General features: G+C 62.1%; 24 protein-coding genes. 15 read left to right on the top strand and 9 right to left on the bottom strand.

The annotated features are described in order from the left end of the window. Positions 1-23 precede the first annotated feature (23 nt). Both M2342_RS12585 and M2342_RS12590 read left to right on the top strand, forming a co-directional pair. Positions 24-446 carry a DUF3237 domain-containing protein gene (locus M2342_RS12585; protein WP_264579348.1) on the top strand — a complete coding sequence of 141 codons (423 nt, stop codon included), beginning with the start codon at positions 24-26 and terminating at the stop codon, positions 444-446. Continuing rightward, positions 439-1,422 (top strand): 2-hydroxyacid dehydrogenase, encoded by a 984-nt coding sequence (locus M2342_RS12590; protein ID WP_264579349.1) that lies wholly within the window; start codon positions 439-441, stop codon positions 1,420-1,422. Before M2342_RS12585 ends, M2342_RS12590 begins: the two co-directional genes overlap by 8 nt. Positions 1,423-1,429: 7 nt before the next feature. Here the strand turns inward: M2342_RS12590 and M2342_RS12595 are convergent, their stop codons facing one another. Beyond that, positions 1,430-2,314 carry a LysR family transcriptional regulator gene (locus M2342_RS12595; protein ID WP_264579350.1) on the bottom strand — a complete coding sequence of 295 codons (885 nt, stop codon included), beginning with the start codon at positions 2,312-2,314 and terminating at the stop codon, positions 1,430-1,432. Positions 2,315-2,389: 75 nt separating this feature from the next. Between M2342_RS12595 and M2342_RS12600 the strand changes: the two genes are divergently transcribed. From M2342_RS12600 to M2342_RS12610, 3 genes are all read left to right on the top strand, one after another. Beyond that, entirely contained in the window at positions 2,390-3,436 is a 1,047-nt protein-coding gene (locus M2342_RS12600) for a YeiH family protein (RefSeq protein ID WP_264579351.1), read from the top strand. A gap of 96 nt (positions 3,437-3,532) precedes the next feature. After that, complete coding sequence (locus M2342_RS12605; protein WP_264579352.1) at positions 3,533-4,750, top strand: molybdopterin-dependent oxidoreductase; 1,218 nt, start codon at positions 3,533-3,535, stop codon at positions 4,748-4,750. A gap of 2 nt (positions 4,751-4,752) precedes the next feature. Beyond that, positions 4,753-5,115 (top strand): cytochrome c, encoded by a 363-nt coding sequence (locus M2342_RS12610; protein ID WP_264579353.1) that lies wholly within the window; start codon positions 4,753-4,755, stop codon positions 5,113-5,115. Here M2342_RS12610 and M2342_RS12615 read toward each other — a convergent pair whose 3' ends face one another. Further along, positions 5,116-5,676, bottom strand: a complete 561-nt coding sequence (locus M2342_RS12615; RefSeq protein WP_264579354.1) for a TetR family transcriptional regulator — start codon at positions 5,674-5,676, stop codon at positions 5,116-5,118. A 73-nt stretch (positions 5,677-5,749) separates the two neighbouring features. Between M2342_RS12615 and M2342_RS12620 the strand changes: the two genes are divergently transcribed. Further along, positions 5,750-6,823, top strand: a complete 1,074-nt coding sequence (locus tag M2342_RS12620; protein ID WP_264579355.1) for an aromatic ring-hydroxylating dioxygenase subunit alpha — start codon at positions 5,750-5,752, stop codon at positions 6,821-6,823. 172 nt (positions 6,824-6,995) lie between these two features. On the opposite strand, the gene M2342_RS12625 is transcribed toward M2342_RS12620, so the two are convergent. The 3 genes from M2342_RS12625 to M2342_RS12635 form a co-directional block, all read right to left on the bottom strand. Continuing rightward, positions 6,996-8,030: an aromatic ring-hydroxylating dioxygenase subunit alpha gene (locus M2342_RS12625; RefSeq protein WP_264579356.1), complete on the bottom strand. Its 1,035-nt coding sequence runs from the start codon at positions 8,028-8,030 to the stop codon at positions 6,996-6,998. A 525-nt stretch (positions 8,031-8,555) separates the two neighbouring features. Continuing rightward, positions 8,556-8,729 carry a hypothetical protein gene (locus tag M2342_RS12630; RefSeq protein WP_181559163.1) on the bottom strand — a complete coding sequence of 58 codons (174 nt, stop codon included), beginning with the start codon at positions 8,727-8,729 and terminating at the stop codon, positions 8,556-8,558. Between the two features lie 167 nt (positions 8,730-8,896). Continuing rightward, complete coding sequence (locus tag M2342_RS12635; RefSeq protein WP_181559162.1) at positions 8,897-9,103, bottom strand: cold-shock protein; 207 nt, start codon at positions 9,101-9,103, stop codon at positions 8,897-8,899. A 338-nt stretch (positions 9,104-9,441) separates the two neighbouring features. On the opposite strand from M2342_RS12635, the gene M2342_RS12640 reads away from it, so the two are divergent. Continuing rightward, positions 9,442-9,939 (top strand): Lrp/AsnC family transcriptional regulator, encoded by a 498-nt coding sequence (locus M2342_RS12640; RefSeq protein WP_264579357.1) that lies wholly within the window; start codon positions 9,442-9,444, stop codon positions 9,937-9,939. Between the two features lie 180 nt (positions 9,940-10,119). Continuing rightward, positions 10,120-10,809: an HD domain-containing protein gene (locus M2342_RS12645; RefSeq protein WP_264579358.1), complete on the top strand. Its 690-nt coding sequence runs from the start codon at positions 10,120-10,122 to the stop codon at positions 10,807-10,809. A gap of 248 nt (positions 10,810-11,057) precedes the next feature. Here M2342_RS12645 and M2342_RS12650 read toward each other — a convergent pair whose 3' ends face one another. Continuing rightward, positions 11,058-13,445: a TonB-dependent receptor gene (locus M2342_RS12650; RefSeq protein ID WP_264579359.1), complete on the bottom strand. Its 2,388-nt coding sequence runs from the start codon at positions 13,443-13,445 to the stop codon at positions 11,058-11,060. Positions 13,446-13,831: 386 nt separating this feature from the next. On the opposite strand from M2342_RS12650, the gene M2342_RS12655 reads away from it, so the two are divergent. Continuing rightward, positions 13,832-14,917: a TauD/TfdA family dioxygenase gene (locus M2342_RS12655; protein WP_264579360.1), complete on the top strand. Its 1,086-nt coding sequence runs from the start codon at positions 13,832-13,834 to the stop codon at positions 14,915-14,917. 82 nt (positions 14,918-14,999) lie between these two features. On the opposite strand, the gene M2342_RS12660 is transcribed toward M2342_RS12655, so the two are convergent. The 3 genes from M2342_RS12660 to M2342_RS12670 are packed head-to-tail and all read right to left on the bottom strand — an operon-like array spanning position 15,000 to position 17,126. After that, positions 15,000-15,599, bottom strand: a complete 600-nt coding sequence (locus M2342_RS12660) for a nitroreductase family protein (RefSeq protein WP_264579361.1) — start codon at positions 15,597-15,599, stop codon at positions 15,000-15,002. Between the two features lie 20 nt (positions 15,600-15,619). Continuing rightward, complete coding sequence (locus M2342_RS12665; RefSeq protein ID WP_264579362.1) at positions 15,620-16,279, bottom strand: cysteine hydrolase family protein; 660 nt, start codon at positions 16,277-16,279, stop codon at positions 15,620-15,622. Next, complete coding sequence (locus M2342_RS12670) at positions 16,272-17,126, bottom strand: oxidoreductase (protein ID WP_264579363.1); 855 nt, start codon at positions 17,124-17,126, stop codon at positions 16,272-16,274. The genes M2342_RS12665 and M2342_RS12670 overlap by 8 nt, the downstream gene beginning before the upstream one ends. Positions 17,127-17,294: 168 nt before the next feature. On the opposite strand from M2342_RS12670, the gene M2342_RS12675 reads away from it, so the two are divergent. The 6 genes from M2342_RS12675 (at position 17,295) to M2342_RS12700 (ending at position 24,104) form a co-directional block, all read left to right on the top strand. After that, positions 17,295-18,233, top strand: a complete 939-nt coding sequence (locus M2342_RS12675; protein WP_264579364.1) for a ribokinase — start codon at positions 17,295-17,297, stop codon at positions 18,231-18,233. A 75-nt stretch (positions 18,234-18,308) separates the two neighbouring features. After that, the gene (locus M2342_RS12680; protein ID WP_181559154.1) at positions 18,309-19,427 is read left to right on the top strand and encodes an LLM class flavin-dependent oxidoreductase; all 1,119 of its coding nucleotides are present in this window, start codon (positions 18,309-18,311) and stop codon (positions 19,425-19,427) included. Next, a complete protein-coding gene (locus M2342_RS12685; RefSeq protein WP_264579365.1) occupies positions 19,420-20,076 on the top strand; it encodes a cysteine hydrolase family protein in 657 nt (218 codons plus the stop codon). Before M2342_RS12680 ends, M2342_RS12685 begins: the two co-directional genes overlap by 8 nt. After that, positions 20,073-21,362, top strand: coding sequence for an MFS transporter (locus tag M2342_RS12690; protein ID WP_264579366.1), 1,290 nt, complete (start codon positions 20,073-20,075; stop codon positions 21,360-21,362). The genes M2342_RS12685 and M2342_RS12690 overlap by 4 nt, the downstream gene beginning before the upstream one ends. A 104-nt stretch (positions 21,363-21,466) precedes the next feature. Further along, positions 21,467-22,702, top strand: coding sequence for a CynX/NimT family MFS transporter (locus M2342_RS12695; protein WP_264574787.1), 1,236 nt, complete (start codon positions 21,467-21,469; stop codon positions 22,700-22,702). 1 nt (position 22,703) lies between these two features. Continuing rightward, positions 22,704-24,104 carry a peptidase M20 gene (locus M2342_RS12700; protein ID WP_264579367.1) on the top strand — a complete coding sequence of 467 codons (1,401 nt, stop codon included), beginning with the start codon at positions 22,704-22,706 and terminating at the stop codon, positions 24,102-24,104. Positions 24,105-24,197: the final 93 nt, after the last annotated feature.

Consider the following 24,197-nt stretch of genomic DNA (forward strand, 5'->3'; position numbering starts at 1 on the left):
TCTCAAAAGATCTTTGGCTCACCTTGTCGGTCGATCTCACGACACGCCATTCGCTGGGCAGCGCGCAGGGCTTTGAACGCCGATGCGTCGAGGTTGTCGGCGGACGCGCTGCGGGCAAGTTCGAAGCCGAGATGCTGCCAAGCGCCGACTGGCAAACGGTCTGGCCGGACGGCACGACGGAACTGGACGTCCACTTCATAATGCGCACGACCAGCGGATCGCTCGTTGAGGTTCGGGGGTTCGGCCTGCGTTCGGGGCCCGTTGACGTCATGCAGGCCGTTAATTCGGGCAAGGCCGTCGATCCTGAACAGATTTATTTCAGGGCCGTCTATCGCTTCATCACCTCGGATCCGGCGCTTGCCGACTTCAATCATCGGCTGTTCCTAGGCGTTCCAAGGCGTGATCCACCCGCCCGATTGTACATGGACATTTTCAGCATTGAGTAACGCAAAAACGACGAAGCAAAACGAGGACCAAGTGCAAAATATTGTCGCCGTCACCTGCAATAAATTTGCGCCGCTCGCCGAGTGGACGCGGCTCTTCGAGGCGGCTGGCGCCAATGTGCGCGTAGTCGATATTGATGATGCGTCCATCGAGGTGGAAGATGTCGCCTATGCACTGTGCTTTCGGCCGCAACCGGGTCGGTTGGCGCAGTTTCCCAATCTGCAGCTCATCATAAGCCTCGGCGCCGGCGTGGATCATCTCACGGCCGATCCCAGCCTGCCGGACACTGTTCCGATTGCACGGATGTCAACGGATCAGACCCGTGACCAGATGGCTGATTACGTCGCATGGGCATGCCTCTCCTTACTGCGCGACGTGCCCCGGATGATGCAGGCGCAAGCTGAGCATCAATGGGACCATTTTTCCATCGGTCGCACCGCACATGATTGCCGGGTCGGCATTCTGGGCCTTGGCGCCATGGGCATGAGTGCCGCCAATTGCCTCGAAAAGATCGGCTTTCAAGTGAAGGGTTGGGCAAGCCGAGCCCGACCCGAAAGCGCGATTGCCTGCCTGTGGGGAGAGGAAGGTCTGCAGCAATTAGCGGCGCAAAGCGATATCCTCGTCTGCATGCTGCCATCCAGTCCCGCGCTGAGCGGCATCGTCGACCAATCCCTTTTCGCGCTCATGCCGCGCGGAGCGGGAATCGTGAACGTCGCGCGCGGCGAGCATGTGGTCATTCCGGATCTTCTGGCAGCTTTGGAAACAGGGCAACTTGGCGGCGCGGTTCTGGATGTTACGCCGCAGGAACCCTTGCCTGCAGGCGATCCACTTTGGGATCATCCGCGCGTCATCGTCACGCCGCATCTTGCCTCTGTTGTATCCATGTCGGCAGCGGTCGGGCACGCCCACACTCTGATCGGCGCCGTGGAGCGCCGGGAAACCCCAACCCACCTGTTCGACCGCGTCAAAGGCTATTGAGCCAGCCCTATTCAGCGCTGCTCGTGATTGCACCTTGAAAGGCTTTGGCGGCAGCGCTCACAGCGCGGTCCTTGTTGCTCAGCATGAAGAAGGCGCGCGGCGGCAACTGGCAGGGGATTTCGCGCAACACGCCAGAATCGACACGGCCCCTGCCAGCAAGGCAAGATGTCACTGCGATCAGTCCGCCAGCGCGCGCCGCTTCCAGCACAGCGCCATTAGACGGTAGCTCCAGCAATATATCGAGGTCGGACGGGGCGACTCCATAAGTGCCGAGCGTCGCCATGAAATGATCTCTCGTGCCTGATCCGGGCTCGCGCAGCACCCAGTTTGCGCCCAGAATGTCGTCCCGGTCCAGATGCTTATTGATCAAAGGATGGCCTGCCGCCGCATAAAAGCCCAACTCGTCACCACCAATCGCGACGCGCTCCAGCTTCGCGTCGTGATGATCGCCCTCAATGAATGCGAGGTCGGCTGCGCCCGAGATGACGGCCGCCACGGCCTGACTCGTGTTGCCAACATCCAGATCGATCGAAAGCTGGCGATGCGTCACGGCAAAGGTCGCGATCCGGGGCGGAAGCCAATAAGTCGCGACGGTCTGGCTGGCGAAAATACGCAGTTCGCCGGTCAGCAGCCCGGCAAGGTCGGTGAGTGCCTGGCGTGCCACAGCGACATCCTGCAGAACCAGTTGAGCGCGCGGTAGCAAGACGAGCCCGGCCTGCGTCAGCTCCAGCCCCTTGTGCACGCGGTCAAACAAGGCAGTGCGATACCTCGCTTCAAGGGCCGCAATGGCAGCGCTGACCGCCGGTTGGGACAGGTTCAGCTGCTCGGCGGCCCGCGTCATGTTGCGGGTTTGGGCGACCGTCACGAACGCACGGAGCTGATCAAGTGTCATAGTATAAGTATTCTTTATCGTTGCTAGATAATCTATTGATTAGACCTTTTCTGACGCAAGTTTCACTGCAGGGCAATGATAGTTCCGCTTTCACCGCCTTGCCGACTGTCGATTTGGGAAAGGCGCCTTCCGGGGCTCATTCTTTGTCTGATCGTGGCCTGCGCCGCTGTCGGCATCGAGCGCCTGGAGGTGGCACTGCTGGACAAGGCATGGCTCGACGCAATTGTCATTGCCATCCTGGCAGGCACAACGATGCGCACCGGCGGTCTGGTTCAGACGATAAGCCATGCCGGTATAGATTTTGCAGGGCGCTTTCTTCTTGAAGTCGCTGTCATGCTGATGGGGGCTTCGATTTCGTTCAGCCTCCTCGCAGGGGTTGGGCTGCCCCTTGTGGGAGGCATCGTTGCGCTCGTCATTCTCATGATTGTCTGCAGCTTTGCGATTGGCCGAATGCTTGGCCTGCCCACGAAAATGGCCGTGCTGGTGGCCGGGGGAAATGCGATTTGCGGCAATTCGGCAATCGCTGCCATCGCCCCTGCAATCGAGGCGGATTGTGAAGATGTCGCATCGGCGGTTGCCTTCACCGCTGTCCTTGGTGTCATTCTCGTGCTGCTGCTGCCAGTCATCACAGCCGCGCTTAGCCTGAGTAGCGTTGCAGGTGGAGCGCTCGCCGGCTTGACCGTCTATGCCGTTCCACAAGTGATTGCCGCTGCAGCGCCGCTCGGCGCGGTCGCGGTGCAGTTCGGAACGGTCGTCAAGTTGATCCGGGTGATGATGCTTGGGCCTGTCGTTCTTGTGTTGTCGCTGCTTTATCGCCGTCGCATGGCCGACAACGCCCCGCATAATGCAGGTCGCAATGCCGCAATGATTCCCTGGTTCATCATCGGGTTTCTCGGGATGGCCGCGCTCCGGTCAGTCGGTATCATTCCCGACTGGTTTGCCGAAATCAGTCATTCGATTTCCATAACCCTTACGATCATTGCGATGGCAGCGCTGGGCCTCTCGGTCGACGTGCGCGACATCAGGGCAGCCGGTGCGCGGGTCAGCCTCACCGTCATTCTCTCCTTGATCCTTCTCATCATCAGCGGGGTCGCTGTCATTCATGCCGTGGGACTGCATTGATGGCTCCGCTCGGTATCCGGAACGCATGCATCAATGCGGAAATCTGTTTGCTGGCCGTGCGATGCGTCGCCGTCAGCCTGTTTAAGGAGACCTCTGATGGACCGGGCTGATTCTGTTCTGGCACTGCGCCTCGCGCGAAGACGGCTTCTGGCGGTCGCGGCGTTAGGGAGTGCCGGGGCTGCGATGGCAACGACGGATCGAGGGATCAGCGCGCTGACGCCGTCGCCTACGCCGCTGAGCAACGCGTTCCCCCAAAAGCGCGGCATGATCGTCCAGCGAAACCGGCCTCCTCTGCTGGAGACACCGCTTTCCGCCTTTGACGGGCAGGTCTTCACCCCCAATGATCGCTTCTTCGTGCGGTGGCACTGGTCCAACATCCCGCTGGAGGTCGATGTCGAGAGCTTTCGCCTGACGGTGAGTGGCAAAGCCGCGCGTCCGCTCTCCTTGTCGCTCAAAGACATATTGGCGATGCCGCGCATGTCGATCGCGGCAGTCAACCAATGCTCGGGCAATTCCCGCGCCCTGTTCAATCCGCGCGTGCCCGGCGCCCAGTGGGCGCATGGCGCGATGGGTAATGCGTTGTGGGAAGGCGTGAGCCTGCGGACGATCTTGGATCGCGCCGGGGTCCAGGGCGATGCGGTCGCCGTGCGGTTCGGCGGGCTGGATCTGCCGCTGACCGATGTCGATCCGTTCGAGAAGTCGCTCGCCATCGATCATGCGCGGGACGGCGAGGTCATGCTCGCCTTCGCCATGAACGGTGAGCAATTGCCCATGCTCAACGGCTTCCCGCTGCGCCTCGTCGTGCCGGGATGGTACTCCACCTATTGGGTCAAGGCACTTAACAGCATCGAGGTGCTGAGTGCTGAAGATCAGAAATATTGGATGGCCAAAGCCTATCGCATTCCCAAAACGCCAAATGCCAATGTCGCGCCGGATGCCAAGGGCTTTGCGACCGAGCCGATCAATCGGATGATCCCCCGCTCGTGGATCACCAGTATCGAGCCGGGCAGCGAGGCCGCCTATCAGCCCGATCTCCCTGTTCGCGGCATTGCGATGGGCGGCACGAGCGGCGTTCGCCGTGTCGAGATTTCATCGAACGGGCGGGACTGGACCGATGCGAAGCTGGGCTCCGACGAAGGCAGTTATGGCTTCCGCTTATTCTCGGGCACCCTTCCGGTTCCGGGCCGTGGCGCCCTCATGCTGATGAGCCGCTGCACCAATGCTGCAGGCGTCACTCAAGCGATGGAGCCGAATTGGAACGCAGGCGGTTATATGCGCGGCTGCGTCGAGCAAGTTCCGGTGAGGATTTCATGACGATGAAGACCTATCTTTTCATATCGGCCATCGGTCTGGCTCTGGCCACTGGCGGCACGTTGTTCGTGGAAACAGGTGTCGCATCCACAACCCCGCTCGCAATTACAGGCCTGAAAAGCCAGTCCATCACCCTGCCCGAGGATGCCGTCATGTTCAGCGGGCCAAAGGCGGACACGCTCAACAATGCTTGCCTGGCCTGCCACTCGGCGAGCATGATCTCGTCGCAGCCGCCTCTCAACGCGGAGCAATGGCGCGCGATCGTCCACAAAATGCGCGATGTTTATAAGGCACCGATTGCCGATGAGGATGTCGAGCCGATGGTCAATGAGCTGGTATCGGGCGTCACTACAGCAGCGGCGCCATGATCAATCCGGTTCAAACCCTTTGACCAGCGCTTGTAAGCCAGTCTCGAAGCTCGCGTCGAAATCCATCATCGCCGCGAGATAGGCATGCATCGATCCATTCGCTTCAAAACTGGACCAGCCCAGTGCGAACGAAATGACTGAGGCCTGGAAGGACAATGCATGGGGCATATCCAGCCCCAGTGCCACGAGCGGCGCCGAGATGCCCCGGGCCCGCTCGTCTGGCGAGGCAACATCAGGCGCAGAAACCGTCGCGCACAGGCGGGCACCATCCCGATGCGCAACAAATGTCCGCCGCAACGCCCGGCCAAGTTCAATCAGCCAGTCGCGCCAGCCAAGCGATGCCGGAATGGCAGCATAAGCGCCCGCGTAAATCTCTTTCGCCATCATGCGCAGCAACGCGCTCTTGTCGGGCACGTGCCAGTAAAGCGCTGGTGCCTGCACGCCCAGCCTGCTCGCCAGCGGGCGCATGCTCAGCCCATCAAGGCCAGTTTCTTCCAGCTGCGCAAAGGCGGCGGCAACAATGCGCGCGCGATCAAGGGCAATAGTTTGGAGGCGCGCCATCGCGATATGGATTGACTATTTAACAGTGTTAAGTCAACCTGCCCGCCAGGAAAGTTGAAAGGATGGAAAGTCAATGAGCAACCTCACCACGCCTTATGTTCGTGACGCATGGTATGTCGCTGGCTGGTCGCAGGATCTCGCCCCATCCAAGCCATTTGCAATCACCATATTAGGCGAACCGATCGTCCTGTGGCGATGCGAAGCTGGCACCATTCACGCACTTGTCGATCGCTGCATTCATCGCCTCGCGCCCCTCTCTCTCGGCCGGTGCGAAGGGGAGCGGCTGCGCTGCATGTATCATGGCTTGCTTTTCGATCCGGATGGCAAAGTCGTTGAAATTCCGGGGCAGGATTTGATCCCTCGCGATGCGCGGGTCAAACGCTATCAGGTCGTCGAGCGGCATAGCTGGGTCTGGGTATGGATGGGCGAGGCAGAAGATGCTGATCCGGCCCTCATTCCCCCTGCCGTCGGTTTTGATGACCCCGACTATATCCTCGGCCACGGCCATCTGGATTATGCCGCCGAGGCACGGCTCATCAATGATAATCTCCTCGATTTCAGCCATTTAAGTTATGTCCATGCGCAAAGCTTCGGCTCCACCCCCGATTTCGCGAACAACCTTCCGGTCGTGAAGCCGCTCGATCGTGGCGTGCGGTTCGAGCGCTGGATCACGAACACGCACGGCTCAAGCATTCGCAAGTCACCGACGCTCATCGACAGCTGGCAGACCTATGATTTTCTCCTGCCCGGCATTCTGCTGATGTGGAGCGGCACTTATCCCCTGGGCACAGCGGAAAAGCTTGGGTACGCCGCGCCGGAAAAAACCGATGCGATCGGGAATTTGAACTTCACCAGCCAGGCCGTCACCCCGATGACCGACAAGACAGCGCGCTACTTCTTTTCCTGGGGGCCCCATCGCAGCCATGGCGATGAGAGCGTGCGCGACGGCATGATGCGCACGGCCGATATGGCCTTCGCCGAAGACAAGGTGATGATCGAAGCACAGCAACGCTCGATCGACCAGGCACCCGATGCGCGGATTATGCCGACGAGCCATGATCGGGGGGTGACGCTCTTCAACCGGCTCGTTGCGCGGCTCGCTAGCAACAAGGAGCCTGCGCAAGAGCAAGAGGCAGCGAACGCGTAAAGCATGCTCTTGCGGACCTCGCCTGCTCTCAATAAGCCTTGCGCGGGGACGGCTACCCCTGCGCGGGAGCTGCATGAGCGAACAGACCGGTCGTCCACAACCTGCCTCTTCAGCCGCTGTCACTCAGATAATGGTCGCAGGCCCTTAAGAGCGCCCACACACATGGCGCTTGTCACACCATCTCCCGGTCCATCATGGCCTGCAGGATGCGGCGCCCCTGCACAGTCGTCGCATCACTTTTCAGCATGAGTTCGGGAGGCAGTTCATCCAGGGTGCTGATGATCTTCTCGATCTGCTCGGTCGCAAACTTGTCCTCTTTCAGAACCGGTTCAAGACTGATTTTAGCGCGAGACAGGTCCTCAAGGGAACGACCGCTCATGGCGAAAAAATAGTTGCAGCTGTTCTTCGTCGCGGGCGTCACGGCGTGCCACACCCGGCTCGTGCGAATGATATCGCCCGCCCGCTCATGATCACGCGGATACTGCATTTCACCAATGCCTGCGTGAAACCCGGGAAAGAAAAAGTCCATTCCCGAGACGCGATCGACCAGCCCCTGATGCCCCGTCAGGCTGCGATGCATGGGCGGGATCTCGGTATCGCGGATGTAGCGGCGACTGGACAGGCGGCGGTCACTCAAGTCGCGCACCTCGGGTGTCGCAGCATCATCGGGCGTCCCGATCGAGCTGCTATGCAGATATCCAAGATGGGTCAGGTCCAGCAAATTGTCATTCAGCAGCTGATAGCGGCCATCGACCGGCATCGAATAGAAGGCCTGAGGTATCAAGCCCTCTATATTGAACCCAATTTCATCCAGCGTTGGCAGCAAAGCTTCATCGCATTTCTCTGCGTCACCCATCCATATCCACGCCCAGAGCCCCCGCTCCACAAGCGGGTAGGATTTGATGGAATAAACGCCCGGAATGGCGGTCTGGCTTGGCACGAACGTGCACTTGCCAGCCGCATCGAATGTAATGCCATGATAGCCACATTGGATTGCGTCGCCAATGCGCTTGCTTTCACCGAGCGGGAAGTGCCGATGCGGACATCGCCCTTCAACGGCAACAGCCCTGCCATCCTCCTTGCGATAGAGCACGACCGGCTGGTTGAGGATCCACCGGCTCAGTAATGCCTCCCCGATCTCCTCGCAGAACCCCGCGACATACCACCCATTTTTAGGCGCATAACTGCCAGCTCGAAATGGGTACATAATGCCTCTCCGGGGACTCAACTGAACAGCGTTAAAGTGTGTGAGTGCGTTCAATCCATGTCAAGGGAGACCCCCATCGCAGGCAATGCAAGCTAATCAAGTTAACGATGCAGAGGTCATTGGTACTTCCTGCGGCGAGCGTCGATATCTACGGTCCGTCGCCCCCAACGGCGACCAACGTTCAATTCCCCCCGACCGGATAGTACTGGCCAATGGATTCCGTTTTCGGGAAGGCGACAGGGGTTGAGGTTCGCACTGAACCTTTAGCATGAACGAAAAAAGAACAAACGCCCTCATCCGCCCAACTACATCACACCTCAAATGGTGGAAATAAGCCGAAAGTTCATGGGAGCACTGTCTTCGGGAGGCAGGGGCCGGAGGTTCGAATCCTCTCTCCCCGACCATTTATTTTCGTCCTCGGCCTGAGATTGATCGGGCGACGGACACAAGCATATAGCAGAAAATCAGCACGAAAAACGGCGTGACCCGCAAGCCACGCCGTTTTGATCGACAAGTCCGGTCCGCTTAAGCGGCGGCCTGACGCTTCTTGCGCTCGATCTCGATAAGACGGTCGGCCATCTGCTGCCAGGCAGCTTCTGCGCGCAGGCAGCGCTCGCGGACATTGGCCAGGTCGGCCTTGCTGGCAGCATCGGCACTTTCCGCCGCGCGGGCGAGATAGAAATCACTGGTCGCTGACATTGCACGCTCCTTGCCGGCTGTGCGCGGGGGCCGCGGCGGCCCCAGCGTGAACTCTGATGGGAAGATTGGTGTTTTACCGTCTCCCCTGCCCCGCCCAGAAATCCTTGCGAGAAATCCTTGCGAGGCACACCCCCGACCGGACGAGCCAGCCAGGGAGAGCGTGCTGCTCAGGCTTCTTCGAGCTGCGTTGCCGAGGCCCGACCGCGCTGGTCGGTCGTGATCTCGAACTTCACGCGCTGATTCTTGTCGAGCGTGTGCATACCGGCCTGCTCGACCGCGCTGATATGGACGAAGCTGTCTTCACCGCCATCGTCGGGTGCGATAAAGCCATAGCCTTTGTCGGCGTTGAAGAATTTGACTGTGCCAATGGGCATGGGATCATTCCTTTTACATAAGAAACCCACCGAAACGCCTGTCCCGGTGGCGCTGGCCGAAGTATCAAAGGAAGAATCCGCTGCAATGGCATCAAAATCCGTCGAGGTGCGACGTTAGCGGATATTAGATGGTGCCGATTGCCCGAAATGTCAATATTTTGTAATTTTGGCGCAATAACTTTGGCTATTTTATCGTCATATTTCCGCTCAAACCGCGCGCAGCGTCAACTCGACTTTGCCATTCGAGCGCGGCCACCTCATGCCAGCCATGTTCACGCCAGCGAAGCGATGGTAGGTCGGGGCGACCACTCATCATCGCGAGCGAATGGCACCAGCGCATGACGGATCTTTCCCGCACCGATCTGAAGCTTCTCCATGAACTGCAGCAGGACGGCCGTATCACCAATCTGGCCCTCGCGGAGCGCGTGGGTATGTCGCCCAGCCCGTGCCTGCGCCATGTCCGGCGGCTTGAGGAAGAGGGCATCATCACCGGCTATACGGCGATCGTCGATCGCAAGCGGGTGGGCCTTGGCATCCTTGCCTATGTAGAGGTGAAGGTGCCCCAGACGCCCAGCGGCGCTGCCACGGGCTCCTCCAGCTCCTCGATTATCGAACAGTTCAAGCAGGCCGTGCTGAACGAGCCGGCAATCGTGAGTTGCGTCATCACGGCCGGGCAGTTCGATTTCCTGTTGAAAGTGCTGGCGCCGGATATGGATGCCTATGCCGAACTGGCCCAGCGCGTGCTCCTCAAGCTGCCGGGCGTGCGCGACATGCGCACCACCTTTGCGCTGGACGTCGTCAAGGACAGCCCGGGGCTGCCGCTCAATGTGGCGTAATCGACCGCGTCCAGTGCTCCTTTTGCCCATATTCACCCAATAATCTGAAAATTTCGGTACATTAAGATCATTCATGCCCGCATGAAGGTGATAATCGTTCCTCATGAGCGCTACCGCGATTGAATATGGAGAGACCTGATGTGCGATGACCATCCCTGGCCCCAGGAAGGCCGCACCCGCATGATAGTGCCTGCCCCGGTGGGCAGGATCGGCACCGGCATGCCTGACCCGGAGCCGGACCTCATCCGGCAGATGGACGAGAATCACGTCTTCATGATGGGCGACAACCCCGCGCTGCCGCGCATGCCGAAACAGCCCAAGCTGATGGATTTCTTCAAATATCGCTTCAACGATATTGCCATCCGCCATCTGCTGACCAGCGCCAAGCGCGCGCTGGATGATGGGCAGGAAGAGAAGATCGTCCTTGCCTGCCTGCTGCACGACATCTCCAATGGCTGCTTCGTGCGCGCCGACCATGGCTATTGGGGCGCGCAGATGATTGCGCCTTATGTCTCCGAGGAGATCGCCTGGGCCGTGCAATATCACCAGCCGCTCCGCTATTTCGCGGATGAGGCGGTGGGATATGAATATCCTGAGAGCTATGATCGCTTCTTCGGGCCGGACTATGTTCCGCCCGAATATATCCAGCGCGATGCCGAATATGCCCGCAACCACAAATGGTATATGAGCTCGCGGCTGGTCACGATCTACGACTACTACTTCTTCGACCAGTCCCCGCCGGTCGACCCCGAAGAGTTCACCGACATCATCGGGCGGCACTTCCGGGAGCCAGAAGAAGGCCTGGGCTTCGACCGCTCGCCCACCGCGCACATGTGGCGCACGATGATCTGGCCGAATAACTTCCTTTGATCGGTGCGCCGATCTTCACCGTTCGTGCTGAGTAGGCTCTGAGGAGCGCCGCAGGCGCGTATCGAAGAGCCGTATCGAAGCATCGCGGCGCACGGAGCAGGCCTTCGATACGCTGCTTCGACAGGCTCAGCAGCTACTCAGGACGAACGGAGGGCACGACCACACACCGCCAAACAGGAGCGGCGCCTTCCCCGAGAAGAAGAGCGCCGCTGTGTCAGCCTGCCCTTATAAGGCAGTGCCAGTGGTGATCAGAAGTTGAAGCCGACCGAGAAGATCGCCTGCCGGGGCGCGATGTACGTCTCGAACCCTTGCGAGCTGCCATAAGGGTCGGAGAAGCGCGAGTTGACGCCCGTCGTATCAAACACATTGGTGACCGAAGCGCTGAAGTACACCGGCGCATGGTCCAGCGCATATTTCACGAACAGGTTGACCGTGTCGTAGGACGGCGTCTTGTCGTAGAAATCGTCGTTGAACACACGATAGAAGAACTGGCCGCGATAGAGATATTGCGCCCGCGCCGTGAGTTCGCCGGCCCCGAGCTGATCGGTGTAGGTGACCGCAATCGAGCCCTGGAACTTGGGCAACTTGGGCACCCGGTTGCCGTTGATATTCTCGCGAGCCGCTTCACGCGCCAGCACGGCGGGGTAGAAGTTGCTCCAGAACAGCCAGTCGGGATAGCCCGCCGCCGTCTGCGCTTCATCGGCCTTCACCGGATCGAGCGCGAGATAATCCTCGTCGAACTTGCCGCGCAGGAACGAGGCGGAGCCGTCGATCTTCAGCTTGCTGGTGACCGCCCAGGCCCCTTCCAGCTCCAGGCCGTAGATATGCGCGCCGGGGGCGTTGGCCGTGCCTTCGCCATACAGGATCGCATCCTCGTCGAGGAACTGCATGTTGCTGTAGTCATAATAGAAAGCGGAGGCGTTGAAGGTCAGAGCATTGTTGAAGAAGCGGTTCTTGGAACCGATCTCGAACGAATTCACCGTCTCGGGCTTGTAGGTCGGTTGAATGCCGGTCGCAAAGCCCAGCGACGAGGAGCTGTTGCCTCCTGCAGCCGAACTGTTGATGCCGCCCGGTTTGAAGCCACGGGTGAAGCTGGCGTAGAGCAGATTTTCCGGCGTGATCTTGAAGTCCAGCGCCACCTTGCCTGTCCATTCCGTCGTGCTCAGGCCGTCCGTGGGGGTCGGCTGGAGAAAGGCGCCGGACGTGTAGCTTGCGGTGTCGCTGTTGCTGGCTCCCTGACCGCTATATTTGTCGCTGTTGTAACGGATGCCTGCCGTGAGGCTGAGCTGCGACGAGAAGTCGTATGTGCCCTGCACGTAGGCCGCCCAGGCTTCACGCTTGATCGACGACAGTTCCGCATAAGTGAGATTGCCGACCAGCGGGTCGTTATAGGGTGTGGTAACCGGCAGGACGGGCGGAACGAGATTGTCGTCACTGCCGCGATATTCGAGAATATACTGGTCGTTGGTCGACTGCAGATACACCGCACCAGCGATCCACTGGAACGGCCCCTCGTGCGTGGAGGAGATATTGAACTCCTGCGTCCAGCTCTTGGTGTTGCTCTCCCACATGGCCACGTGGTCGTAGCGGGTGCCGCCAAAGGTGAGCGGGCTGTAGGTCAGTGCCTCGAAGAGGTCGGCCGTCAGGCCGTCCGCATCCCAGCTCTGCTCGCTGTGGACCTTCTGGTAGCTGGTGATCGACTTCACCGTCGCGAAGCCGGCATCAAAGGCGACCACGCCGTAGTAAAGCTCTGTGTTCACCACCGACCGACCGGGATAATCCTGCGTGAGGCGCCGTGGATCGGGCTCAGGATCGAACACGTTCTTCTGCGCCGTGCCGTGGGTATTGCTGCGGTACTGAATCGTGTTCAGGCTGACCGAGATGCTGTCGGTAGGCTCCCAGAGCAGGGCCGCCTTCCAGCCGGTCTCATTGGCGTCATCCAGTTCATATTGGCCGAAGCCGACGACATCGGTCGCCACGGCATAACCGTCATGCTTCTGGTGCTGCCCAGCGACGCGCAGGGCGAGCGTATCGCCCAGCGGTACGTTCACGCCGGCATTCATCTTCAGCATGTTGTAGTTGCCGATGCCGATCTCGCCATTCGCGCTGGATTCGCCCAGCACAGGCTGGCGGGACACGACATTGATCGTGCCGCCCGTCGAGCCCTGACCGAAGGTCGTGCCCTGCGGGCCACGCAGCACCTCGACCTGGGCCACGTCGATAAACGCCGCGTTGGCAGCGATGGAGTTGAAGATGTAGACGCCATCGACATGATAGGAGACGCCCGGCTGGGTGTTCGTGTTCTCCGGCGTTTCCGAGCCGATGCCGCGGATGGTGATGATGCGCTCGGCGCCGCCGCTCTTGGCGACCACGAGGCCGGGCACCGAGCCGTTGAGGCCGGTCACATCCGTGACGTTGGCCATGCTCAGCGTCTCTGCGGTCACGGCGGACACCGACAGGTTGGCGCGCTGCAGGCTCACATCCACCTTGGAGGCGGTGATGACGATCTCGTCGCCATCATGTGCGCTCGCGCTATCCGCAGGCGCTTCCTGCGCGAAACCTGCGCTGGTCATCAGCGCGGCCATCGCCGCACCCGCCATGAAATATCCGTATGTCTTTCCTAGTCTGTCGCTCATTGTCGCGGTCCCCTTCTCGGCCTGACCTCGCGGCTCCTCTCCGGCGATTGTTCCGGCCCCGGTTTTCCCTGAGTGCCGCTGAGCCTGCATTGAGCCAGTTTTGGGGAACTTAATCTTGAGGCGGGGCGCAGAACTTGTTGATGCAAATGCGCCATGCTGCATTGCAACACAGCCCGGGCGGGCGCTCGACCTGCGCGCCCTATATAAGAAGCATCACCACCGACTGGTCGGCGCGAATGCCCGCGATGCGCCCAGGCACGCGTTTGATTCGCGCACCGGACACTAATTTTGCATGTGCTGCCAAGACGGGAAGAAAGGGACGCTTTAGTCAGGCAGGATCAGACCCAGACGACGATAATGGCCTTGCAAGAGGAGCCGCGCTGACCATGTCCACAACGACGACCATAGCCCTGGAACCGGTACGGACCGACGCCGCCTGGCGCGGCGATACGCTGTCTCAGTCTCAGGATTGGATCTACCGGCTCTCGGAGGATCAGGTTGCGGAACTGGAAACGCTGGGCACGCGGTTCGTAGAAGCCAATCCTGACCTGCGTTTCGTCTCCAAGCAGGATTATCCGCTGGTTGCCTGCGCCGACGCTGCCGCCGAATGGGGTCGCGATGTCGATTACGGCCGGGGCTTCGTGCTGGTGCGCGGCCTGCGCACCCATCTGTACTCGGACGCGCTCTCGGCGGCGATCTACTATATTCTGGGCCTGCACATGGGCGACCCCATCCGCCAGAACGAAATGGGCGACCTGATCGACCATGTCTATGCGACCTCCGACAAGACGATGGACGATCCCACCGCCCTCTCCTCCAAGGTGCGGGACAAGCTCGTCTACCACTCGGACAGCTCGGATATCGTGGCGCTGATGTGCCTGCGCCCGGCGAAGGAGGGTGGCGCATCCTGTCTCGTCTCGGGCGCGCAGATCTACAATGAGATCCTCGCCCGTCGGCCCGACCTGGCGCCCCTGCTGCTCGAGCCGTTCCACTGGGACTGGCGCCGGCAGGACCATAATGCGCCCGCCAATACCTACACCTCGCCCATCATCAGCATGGAAGAGGGCGTGTTCAGCATGTACGCCGGGTCGCTCTACATCCTCACAGCGCAGGACTATTCCGAAGCGCCGCGCCTGACGCCCGAGCAGATCGAAGTGCTCAAGCTGTTCGACGACATCACCTATGAGCCGGGCATGGCCATCGAGATGGATTTCCGCCCCGGCGACATCCAGTGGCTCTCCAACTATGCCGCGCTGCACGCGCGCACATCGTTCAACGATTTCCCTGAACCGCAGCGCCGCCGCCACCTGCTTCGCCTGTGGCTGCACCGGGATTCCGGACGGCCTGTGGTCGAGAATTTCGGCAAGAACGGCGTCGTGCAGCACCGCGAAAAGCCGCGCGACGGCGGTGAGGAGCATCCGGACGCACGATTCACGGTCGGCGCGATTTCCGTCCCCCGGCTGCTGTCCTGACCTGCCTGCTTCTCCCGCAAACATGAAGAAACCCCGGAAAGCACTGCTTTCCGGGGTTTTCATTGCCGATAGACGGAGCCGATCAAGCCGCGGGGAAGCCCCCTGCAAAGGCGAAGTCGGTCACGGGCTTGCGGTCAGAGGGCTGCTCGCGCTCGCGCAGGCCTTCGGGCAAAGTCGACGCATCGCCAATGCGCCCCACCGCAATGGCGGCCTCGATGCGAAAATCTTCGGGCACGCTCAATTCGGTGCGAACCTTGTCGAAGTCGACTCCAGTCATGCCGTGCGTGTAAAGCCCGCTGAGCGTAGCCTGCATAGCGAGCATGCCCCATGCCGCGCCGGCATCGAAGGAATGGCTGTGCGAGGCAGATTTCGGCGTGCCGTCCGGGTTGCGCATCTGCGTGTCAGAGAGGATGATGATCAGCGCGCCGGCGCTTTCCGCCCAGCTCCGGTTGAACGGAATCAGCAGATCGAGGAACCGCGTCCAGTCCGCGCCGTCGCGCACGGCGTACAGGAACCGCCAGGGCTGCGCGTTGAACGCCGACGGCGCCCAGCGCGCGGCCTCGAACAACCGCAGCAGCTCGCTTTCCGCCACCGCGCTGCCGTCAAAGGCGCGCGGAGACCAGCGGCGGGTGAAGATGTCATCGATCTCGTGGTGGGTCGTCCTCGAGCCAGCGTCAGTCATATGTCAGCGTCTTCCTTGCTTTACAGCATGTTGATGATGGACGTGCTCTTGCGCACGTCCGCGAAATTGAGGCGCAGGTTGAGCAGCGCCGCCTCATGCTCCTCATCCGTCACGGCGGCCATCGCGTCCAGCGCGGCAATGACCTTGTAGCCGCGCATATAGGCATCGCGCGCGGTACTTTCACAGCAGACATTGGTCAGCGTTCCGGCGATGACCAGCATCTCGATCCCCCGCTCGCGCAGCTTCGCCTCAAGCTGGCCAGCAGGACAGGCGAAAGCGCTATAGCGATATTTGTCGAGCACCACATCGCCCGTCTCCACCGCTATGTCCGGATGCAAGCCCTGCGCCGGATGCCCGGGCGTCAGGGCCTGCATGGCGGCCTGCACATGGGGATCGGCCCGATCATACTGCCAGGGCGCCATGGCGAGCGGTGGATCGTCCGAGACGCTCTGCCGGGTCCAGAGGATCGGGCAGCCGGCGGCCCGCATCGCTGTGGCGAGGAGGTTAACCGCCGGGATGATGTCCATCCCTTGCGGATTACCGAACACCGCGCCGGGGGCCAGGAACGCCGTCTGCATGTCGATCACGACCAGCGCACTCCTCTCCGGCACGATCGCCGAAAAGCTGTTCAGATAGCGTCCGCGCTCGATTGCCCAGGCCGGCAGGCGGCTGTCATGCATCGGCGCTTGCCATCTCCTCGGCCGGGTAGGCGATGGAGAGGGAATAGTCCTTCCAACGCTCCATCTCTGCGCGCAGCAGATCGGTCTGCCCTTCGGCATAATGCAGCGCATCCTCACCCAGCAACAGGTGCATGGGCGGCTGCGGCGCGTCCAGCGCGGCGAGGATTGCGGCAGCGGCGCGGATCGGATCGCCCTTCTCCTTGCCGACGCCTTCCTTGAGCGACTGGCGGGCGAAATGGGCCGAGCCCTCATAATCGGCGATCATCCGGTCAGCGAGACGCAGCGATCCGCCCGCGAAATTGGTGCGCAGGCCGCCCGGCGCGACATTGGTCACCTTGATGCCGAGCGGCGCGACCTCCTGCGCCAGCGTCTGCCCGATGCACTCCAGCGCATATTTGCTCGCCCCGTAGATGGACGTACCCGCCCAAGGCGCCAGGCCACTGACGGAGGTGATGTTGACGATATGCCCCGCCTTCCGTGCGCGCATCGCCGGCAGCACCGACTGGATCATCGCAATCGCACCGAAGAGGTTGATGTCGAACAGCGCGCGCGCGTCATCCAACGTGATTTCCTCGACGGCACCGATCAGCCCGTATCCGGCGTTGTTCACCAGCCGGTCGACACTGCCCATGGTCTCCTCTGCGAGCGCCACGAGCGCGGCCGGCGCGACTGGGTCGCCGAAATCGAGGCCGTGCGCAAAGGAGCGCCCCGGCGCCAGCGCGGCGAACCGGGCACACGCCTCGACACTGCGGGAGGTGCCGAAAACCTGGTCGCCCCGGTCGAGCGCGGCCTGAGCCAGCGCTTCGCCGAGACCGCCGCCAATACCTGTGATCAGCCAGTTCACCATGCGTCATCTACCTTGTTGAGAGTTGCTGCGCCCTGTGTACGCCCGTGGCAGCGCAGCGCTTTGCAAGGCAGACCGCAATTGTTGTCAGGGAGCGCACGCCGGCGCGCGGCGCATTGTGACGAGGCGCCGATCATGGTTGGGAGCGAGGCAGTTCAGAAGGAGGCCGGCATGGCGGTGGTGGTAGCAGGATCGATCAATGTGGACCTGATCCAGTCCGTGGATGCCCTTCCCCGGCCCGGCGAAACGGTGCTTGCCTTGCAGTCCGAGCGTCTGCCCGGCGGCAAGGGCGCGAATCAGGCCGTCGCCGCAGCGCGCGCAGGGGCGCAGACGCGCATGATCGGTGCGGTCGGCGAAGACGATTCCGGCGTCTGGATGACAGAGCAGCTCGCCGCCGCCGGAGTCGACACCCTCGCAGTGGTCGCCGTCGAAGGAGCGGCGACCGGCACCGCCTACATCACCGTCGACACGTCCGGCGAGAATCAGATCATCGTGGCGTCCGGCGCCAACGCCGCCTTGGCGCCCGCCATGGTCGATACCGTGGCAGACGCCGATATCCGCGTGGCTCAGCTCGAAGTGCCAGTCGAAACCGTCGCGGCATTCTTCGCAGCCTCACCGGGAAAGCAGGCGGTCCGAGTCCTCAACGCGGCCCCTGCGGTTCTTGAAGCCAAACGCCTGTTCGCCTCGACGGATGTGCTGATCGTCAACCAGCATGAGCTGGCCATTTATCTCGGCCGGCATGACGAGCGAGCGACGCCACAGGCCGCGCTGGCGGCCCGAACGTTGATCAGCCGCGACGATCAGCTCGTCATCGTCACGCTCGGCGCATCCGGCGCGGTGGCGGTGCGGACAGGCAGCGCTGTACATGTCCCGGCCTTTCCGGTCGTGCCGCGCGACGCCGTGGGCGCGGGTGACTGCTTTGTCGGCGCGCTGTGCGCCATGCTCGATCGCGCCGGCGACGCTCGGCCAACGGACGAGGCCCTGCTGATCTTCGCCAATGCCGCGGCCGCCCTGTGCACGCAAAAGCCCGGTGCCGTACCCGCCATGCCGCTGCGGAGCGAGGTCGAAGCCTTCATCGCCGCCCATCCGAACGAGGGCCGACCAATATAATATGCGCGAATGATCAAGAACGGATCGGTCGGCGCGATAAGGTGGGCGTGCCAATAAGGTCACGGGATTGAGATTATGAGCGAGATTACGCCGACGCCCTTCGGGTTGCCCTCCGACACAGGAGGAAAGGATTTGGGCGTGTTCCTTCCCATCGCCAACGGCGGATGGATCCTCTCGAAAAACAAGCCGCACATCGATGCGTCCTACAGCTACTGCCGCGATGCGGCGGTGCTGACGGAAAAGCACGGGCTGGATTTCGCGATGGCGATGGCCAAGTACCGCGGCTTCGGCGGCGAGACCGAGCATTGGGACTATCAGCTCGATTCCTACCTCACCATTGCCGGGGTGGCGGAAGCGACCAGCCGGGTGAAGGTGTGGGGCACGGTTCACACGCTCCTGCAGAATCCAGGCGTTGTCGCCAAGATGGTCGCCACGCTGGACCAGATCAGCGGGGGCCGCGCCGGCCTCAACATCGTCACCGGCTCCTATAAGGACGAGTTCGCGCAAATGGGTGCGTGGCGCGACGATGTGAACCATGATGAGCGCTACGACCTCGCTTATGAATGGATCCAGGCGATCAAGGCGCTGTGGACCGGCGAAACCGTCACGAAAGAAGGCAAATATTTCTCGCTGGAGGATTGCCGCTCGCTGCCGACGCCCTCCACCCGCCCCTTCCTCGTCTGCGCCGGCACCTCCGGCAAGGGCATGCGCTTTTCGGCTGACGAGGTGGATGCGATCTTCCTTTCCGGCGGGACACCGGAAGAACTCAAGACCGCCAGCGAGAAGGCCAAGGCTGTCGCTGCCGACATCGGCAAGCCGATCCGCACCTATTCGATGATGACGCCCGTGTTTGGCGAGACCGATGCGGAAGCGGAAGCCTTTGCGCAATCCATCCGCGACGGCTTCGACGAAGGCGCGTTGCACGGCATGATGCGCGCTTATGGCTTCCTCGACAGCGAAATCGGCAAGGAAAACGACTTCACCCGCAAGAGCCGGGCCGGCTTCATGACCCCCCATGTCATCGGCACGCCCGAGACGGTGGTCGAGAAGCTCACCGAACTCTTCGAGGTTTCCGGCACGGACGGGCTGATGCTGATCTTCCCGGATTACATGAAGGACATCCCGATCTTCGGCGAGCGTGTCCTCCCGGTCCTGCGCGAGCGCTTCCCCGGCAAGGTTCCGGTCCATGCCTGACGCGGCGCTCGTGGACATTCCCCACGTCGCCGCCGGTGATCTGGCCGGGATGATCGCGCCCGAGCGCACCGCGCTCGTGCTGGTGGATATCCAGAACGACTGGGCCGCCCCCGAGGGCCTGCTCGGGCAGCATGGGGTGGATCTCTCCGCACCCCATGCTGCCATCGACAAGGCCGAGGAGCTGGTCGCCGCGGCGCGTGCCGCTGGCGTCACGCTCGCCGTCGTGCGGGTGGTGACGACACCCGAAACCGATTCCGAGGCACTCAAGACCTTCTACACGCGTCGCGGCGAACCCGGCGGGCAGGTCATCTGTCGCAAGGGCTATGGTGCTGACTATTATCGGCTCTTGCCCGAGCCGGGCGACATCGAGGTCGAGAAGGTTCTCTACGATTGCTTCCACGGCACCGACTTTGAGGCCCAGCTCACCGAGCGCGGCATCGACACGTTGCTGATTACGGGCCTGAGCACTGACTGCTGCGTTGACGCCGCAGCCCGCTCGGCCTTCCACCGCAATTTCAATGTGTTCGTCGTTTCGGACGCCACTGCCGCCTATGAGCCTGGCCTGCATGAAGCGACGCTCAAGGTGCTCAGCAAGAACTGCGCCCTCATGGTCACCACGCAAGCCGCCAAAACGGCCTGGGCGCAATGACCGCGCAGCCGGCGATCGCCCTCGACGCCGCGAACGGCCCTCTCAGCGAAGCGCCCGCACTGAACAAAAGCAGGACCGGCGTTCTGATCGCTGCCACGGCAGGCAATGCGCTCGGCAAGACCGCCACGGTTCATGCAGTTTTCGGCACCTTCCTCGTGCCCCTCTCTCAGGAATTCGGCTGGGCGCGGTCCAGCATTTCGATGGTGCTGGCGATCCTAGCCGTCGTGAGCGCCTGCATCTATCCGCTTGCCGGCCGCTATGCCGATCGGCACGGCACCCGCAACATGGTGCTGCTGGGCAATGTGCTGTTCGCCCTCGCCGTCGCCTGCCTCGCGCTCACGAACGGCAATCTGATGCTGTTCTACCTCAACTTTCTGGCCATCAGCCTGTTCGGCTCGCTGCCCGCCACCTCGGTCTTCTCGCGCCTGGTGGCGGAATGGTTCGATACCAATCGGGGCACCGCGCTTGGCGTGAGCGCAGGGCTCGGCAACGGCATTGGTTCGGTCTGCGTGCCGATCATGACCGCGCTGATCGTCTCCACAGCCGGCTGGCGCGCGGGCTATCTGGGGATTGGCGCACTGATCCTTTGCGTCGGCTTTCCGATCTTTTTCTTCCTGCTGCGCGATGCACCGCGCCCGGCAGCGCCGAGCAACCCATCGGAGACAGCCTCCCCCATCGTGGACGGCATGACCTTGCGTGAGGCCATCGGCACCGCGCCCTTCTGGCTGATGCTGGTCGCCATCGCAGCCGGTGGCGGCACCATGATCGCCGTGCTCAGCCATGTCGTGCCCATTCTGGCGGATCGCGGCTATGGCCTGGGCACGGGCACCGCCATCGTCAGCATCTTCGCGCTCACCGGCTCGCTCTGGCAGATCTTCACCGGACGCGTGCTCGACAAGAGCCGCGGGCCGCGCGTGGTCGTGCCGATGTATGCGCTGGCCATTCTCGGCCTGCTGCTGCTCGAATTCTCACCCTTCGGCGCCCTTCTGCCCGTTGCCGGCCTGTGCCTTGGCATCGCGCTCGGCGCCCAGTTCGGCGCACTGCCTTACTTCATTGCCCAATATTTCGGGTTGCGCAGCTTTGGCGTCATCATTGGCGTCATGTATTCCGCCGTCATCGGCGCGCAGGGCATCACGCCGGTGCTGATGGACCTGAGCTACGACATGATCGGCCATTATCGCGCTGCGGTGGTCGTCGCCGTCGGCGTCATGGCCATCGGCAGCCTGCTGCTTTTCCTGCTTCCGCCCTACGCCGCCAGCACCGGATCGTCTGCTCCCGCCGAATGAGACGGGACGGCGGCCCGCCAAGCGAGAGGACGCCCCACGTCAAGACACCGGCACACCCAAACCGGCATCTTCCAGGCACTTACTCCAGATAGGCGAGTCGCTGCATGACCTATGAAGGACGGAAAAAATACCTGGCGCTGACGGCGTTCTGCCTGCTGTTTTTCATGCTGAACGCCTTCACCTTCAACGGGCTTGGCGTCGTGCTTCCCTATATGGTCGAGGAGATGGGCTGGCCCTGGGCCGTCGCTGGCCTTGGCTTCACCTTCCTGGGCGTGGCGTGCGGCTTGTCCAGCCTTGCACCCGCTATCTCGATCCGGCGCCTGGGTGTTTCCCGCACGATGATGATCGGCGGCGCGCTTCTCCTCATCGGCTTCACCTGCCTGGCCGTCACCAAAACGGCGATGGTCTATTTCATCGGCACGGCGTTCGCTGGCGTCGGCTTCTCGATGTGCGGGACCACGGGCGGCGTGAACGTCATTTCCCACTCCTTCGAGAAGCGCTCGACCGCCATGGGCGTGTACTTCACCGCGGGCGGCATGGGCGCGGTTGTCGGGCCGCTGATCGCGTTTTCCACGCAGGCGATCACCGGCGAGTGGCGCCATTACTGGTGGACGGCCGCCATTGCCGCCGTGCTGCTCTCGATGTTCGCCGCCCTCGTCACCAGCGACCGGCCCGGTGATGCCGAGGTTGCGCCCAAGCCCCGGAAAGCCATGGCCACGGACGGCTGGACGGCACGGGCCGCGATGCGCACCGCGCAATATTACATCGTGGTCGGCGTCTACACCTCATTCCTGCTGATCAACACCACCGTCCACGGCTTTGCGGTGAAGCATCTGACCGAGACCGGCCTGACCATGGGTGCGGCCGCCACCGTGATGAGCGGCATTGCCCTCGTCAGCGCCGCCGGATCGATGATCGCCGGCATGGCGGGCGAGAAAATCGGCGCGCGCGAGCTCACCTTGCTCTCCATCACCTCCACCTCGCTCGGTGTGCTGGCGCTGATGATCGGCGGCAATCTGTTCGTCGTCTCGCTGGCCGTGATCGGACTGGGTGTGGGCTTCGGCTTCAGCTATGTCAGCACGGCCATGTTGATGCTCAACCTGTTCGGCAAGCGCGCCAATCTCGAGCTCTATTCCACGATGAGCTTGATCTCCACCGCTGCCGCCATCGGCCCGGCGCTGGGCGGCGTCATTCGCGACGAAACGGGCGGGTTCTCGCTTGTCTTCCTCGGCTGCGCCCTGCTCGGCTTCATCTTCGTCGGAGCCCTGCTCTTGCTCCGCACCCCGGAGCTCCCCCAACAAGACACAGCGGAGGATGCCGAGCCCGCCTTGGCAGCATGACATGACCCAAGCCCAGCCCAAACCCGCTCCGATGTTCGCCCATCCTGCCACGGCTCCCTATCAGGTGACCGAAGCCGAGAAGGACGCTCTCGCCGCCGCCATCGATTCCGATGAGCTGGTCGCCCTCGCCCTTGAACTCGGCAACATTCCGAGCCGCTCGCGTGAGGAAGCGGCCGCCGCGCAATATGTCTATGAATGGATGGATCGCGAAGGCTTCCAGCCCCGCCGCGCCGGCGCCACACCTGAGCGACCCAACATCATCGGCGAATATGGCGGCTTGGGTACGGGCGCCAACCTGCTCTTCACCGCCCATCTCGATACGGAAAGCCCGAGCGGCGACCTCTCGCAGGACAAGTTCCGCTATCGCAAAACGACGATGCGGGATCCGGAATGGACGCAGTGCTGGCTCGATGAGGATGGGCGCCTGCGCGGCTTCCCCATCTCCAACGATCGCGGGCCGATGGCCTGTTTCCTGATGGCGGCCAAGGCGCTCAAGAAGGCGGGCATCGGCCTTGCCGGCAAGGCCTGGCTCACCGCCTGCCCCGGCGAGATCGGCCCGGAGCCGATCGAGGAATTCTCCGGCATCGACTATCTCGGCAAGGATATCGGCGCGCATTATCTGTTCCACCATGGCGGCGTCGCGCCCGATTACGCCATTGCCGCCGAAGGCACGGATTTCGGCCTGACCTGGCAGGGCTGCGGCTATGCCCTCTTCCGCGTGCGCATCTTCGGCACCGGCATGTTCACGCCAATCTTGGAAACGCCCGAGACCGTCGCCCAGCACCTCAACCCCATCTATAAACTCGGCCCGGTGATCGACGCGCTGCACCAGTGGGGCCGGCAGTGGGAAGCGCAGGGCGTGTTCGAGACGGCTGGCGGCCTCTCCCTTCCCAAGACGCAGATCGCCTCCGTGCGCGCCGGTGCACCGACCGATTATGGCGCCGGCACCGAAGTGTGCGCCATCTATGTGGAAGTGTGCCTCGCACCCGGGCAAAAGTCGGCGCAGGCTTATCATCAGATCGTTGCGGCCATGCGCACACTCGATCTCGACAGCTTCGATGTCGAGCCAATGGTCGTCCGCCACGGTTTCGTTGCCGACGCGGACGAAGTCGCGCCACTCGCCGGCGCGGTGGATGCCGCCACGCGCCTCGCCCGGCGGGCGCCGGTGGAGCGCGCGCATCCGGTCTATTCCAGCATGTGGCGCGACCATAATGTGTTCAACATGCAGGGCATTCCCGCCATCACCACTGGCATGCCACGCTGGCGCCCGACGCCTGAGGATCTGCACTCCAGCGCCCTCATCTATGCACTGACCATGCTGGCGGTATGCGGACGCTCAGAGCAGTCGCCGAATTCTGCTGCGATTTCATCTGTTTACGGGGGCAGGGATGACCCATTCTGAAACAGCCGCCGCGTGATGGATTGACCGGGCTCTCTCAGGCGCGCATCTTGGCGGGCATAAAGACCCGGGAGAGGCGCACCAAAACATAGAGAA

Source organism: Sphingobium sp. B8D3A (genome assembly GCF_025961995.1).
Lineage (GTDB): Bacteria > Pseudomonadota > Alphaproteobacteria > Sphingomonadales > Sphingomonadaceae > Sphingobium.

Bases quoted from the DNA above. Each gene is read 5' to 3' on its own strand.
- M2342_RS12640 (WP_264579357.1), top strand. From the start codon at position 9,442: ATGACGGATCTTTCCCGCACCGATCTGAAGCTTCTCCATGAACTGCAG.
- M2342_RS12595 (WP_264579350.1), bottom strand. From the start codon at position 2,314: ATGACACTTGATCAGCTCCGTGCGTTCGTGACGGTCGCCCAAACCCGC.
- M2342_RS12675 (WP_264579364.1), top strand. From the start codon at position 17,295: ATGGCGGTGGTGGTAGCAGGATCGATCAATGTGGACCTGATCCAGTCC.
- M2342_RS12650 (WP_264579359.1), bottom strand. From the start codon at position 13,445: ATGAGCGACAGACTAGGAAAGACATACGGATATTTCATGGCGGGTGCG.
- M2342_RS12645 (WP_264579358.1), top strand. From the start codon at position 10,120: ATGATAGTGCCTGCCCCGGTGGGCAGGATCGGCACCGGCATGCCTGAC.
- M2342_RS12615 (WP_264579354.1), bottom strand. From the start codon at position 5,676: ATGGCGCGCCTCCAAACTATTGCCCTTGATCGCGCGCGCATTGTTGCC.
- M2342_RS12630 (WP_181559163.1), bottom strand. From the start codon at position 8,729: ATGTCAGCGACCAGTGATTTCTATCTCGCCCGCGCGGCGGAAAGTGCC.
- M2342_RS12655 (WP_264579360.1), top strand. From the start codon at position 13,832: ATGTCCACAACGACGACCATAGCCCTGGAACCGGTACGGACCGACGCC.
- M2342_RS12680 (WP_181559154.1), top strand. From the start codon at position 18,309: ATGAGCGAGATTACGCCGACGCCCTTCGGGTTGCCCTCCGACACAGGA.
- M2342_RS12665 (WP_264579362.1), bottom strand. From the start codon at position 16,279: ATGCATGACAGCCGCCTGCCGGCCTGGGCAATCGAGCGCGGACGCTAT.
- M2342_RS12685 (WP_264579365.1), top strand. From the start codon at position 19,420: ATGCCTGACGCGGCGCTCGTGGACATTCCCCACGTCGCCGCCGGTGAT.
- M2342_RS12605 (WP_264579352.1), top strand. From the start codon at position 3,533: ATGGACCGGGCTGATTCTGTTCTGGCACTGCGCCTCGCGCGAAGACGG.
- M2342_RS12695 (WP_264574787.1), top strand. From the start codon at position 21,467: ATGACCTATGAAGGACGGAAAAAATACCTGGCGCTGACGGCGTTCTGC.
- M2342_RS12620 (WP_264579355.1), top strand. From the start codon at position 5,750: ATGAGCAACCTCACCACGCCTTATGTTCGTGACGCATGGTATGTCGCT.
- M2342_RS12625 (WP_264579356.1), bottom strand. From the start codon at position 8,030: ATGTACCCATTTCGAGCTGGCAGTTATGCGCCTAAAAATGGGTGGTAT.
- M2342_RS12660 (WP_264579361.1), bottom strand. From the start codon at position 15,599: ATGACTGACGCTGGCTCGAGGACGACCCACCACGAGATCGATGACATC.
- M2342_RS12700 (WP_264579367.1), top strand. From the start codon at position 22,704: ATGACCCAAGCCCAGCCCAAACCCGCTCCGATGTTCGCCCATCCTGCC.
- M2342_RS12670 (WP_264579363.1), bottom strand. From the start codon at position 17,126: ATGGTGAACTGGCTGATCACAGGTATTGGCGGCGGTCTCGGCGAAGCG.
- M2342_RS12600 (WP_264579351.1), top strand. From the start codon at position 2,390: ATGATAGTTCCGCTTTCACCGCCTTGCCGACTGTCGATTTGGGAAAGG.
- M2342_RS12610 (WP_264579353.1), top strand. From the start codon at position 4,753: ATGAAGACCTATCTTTTCATATCGGCCATCGGTCTGGCTCTGGCCACT.
- M2342_RS12635 (WP_181559162.1), bottom strand. From the start codon at position 9,103: ATGCCCATTGGCACAGTCAAATTCTTCAACGCCGACAAAGGCTATGGC.
- M2342_RS12690 (WP_264579366.1), top strand. From the start codon at position 20,073: ATGACCGCGCAGCCGGCGATCGCCCTCGACGCCGCGAACGGCCCTCTC.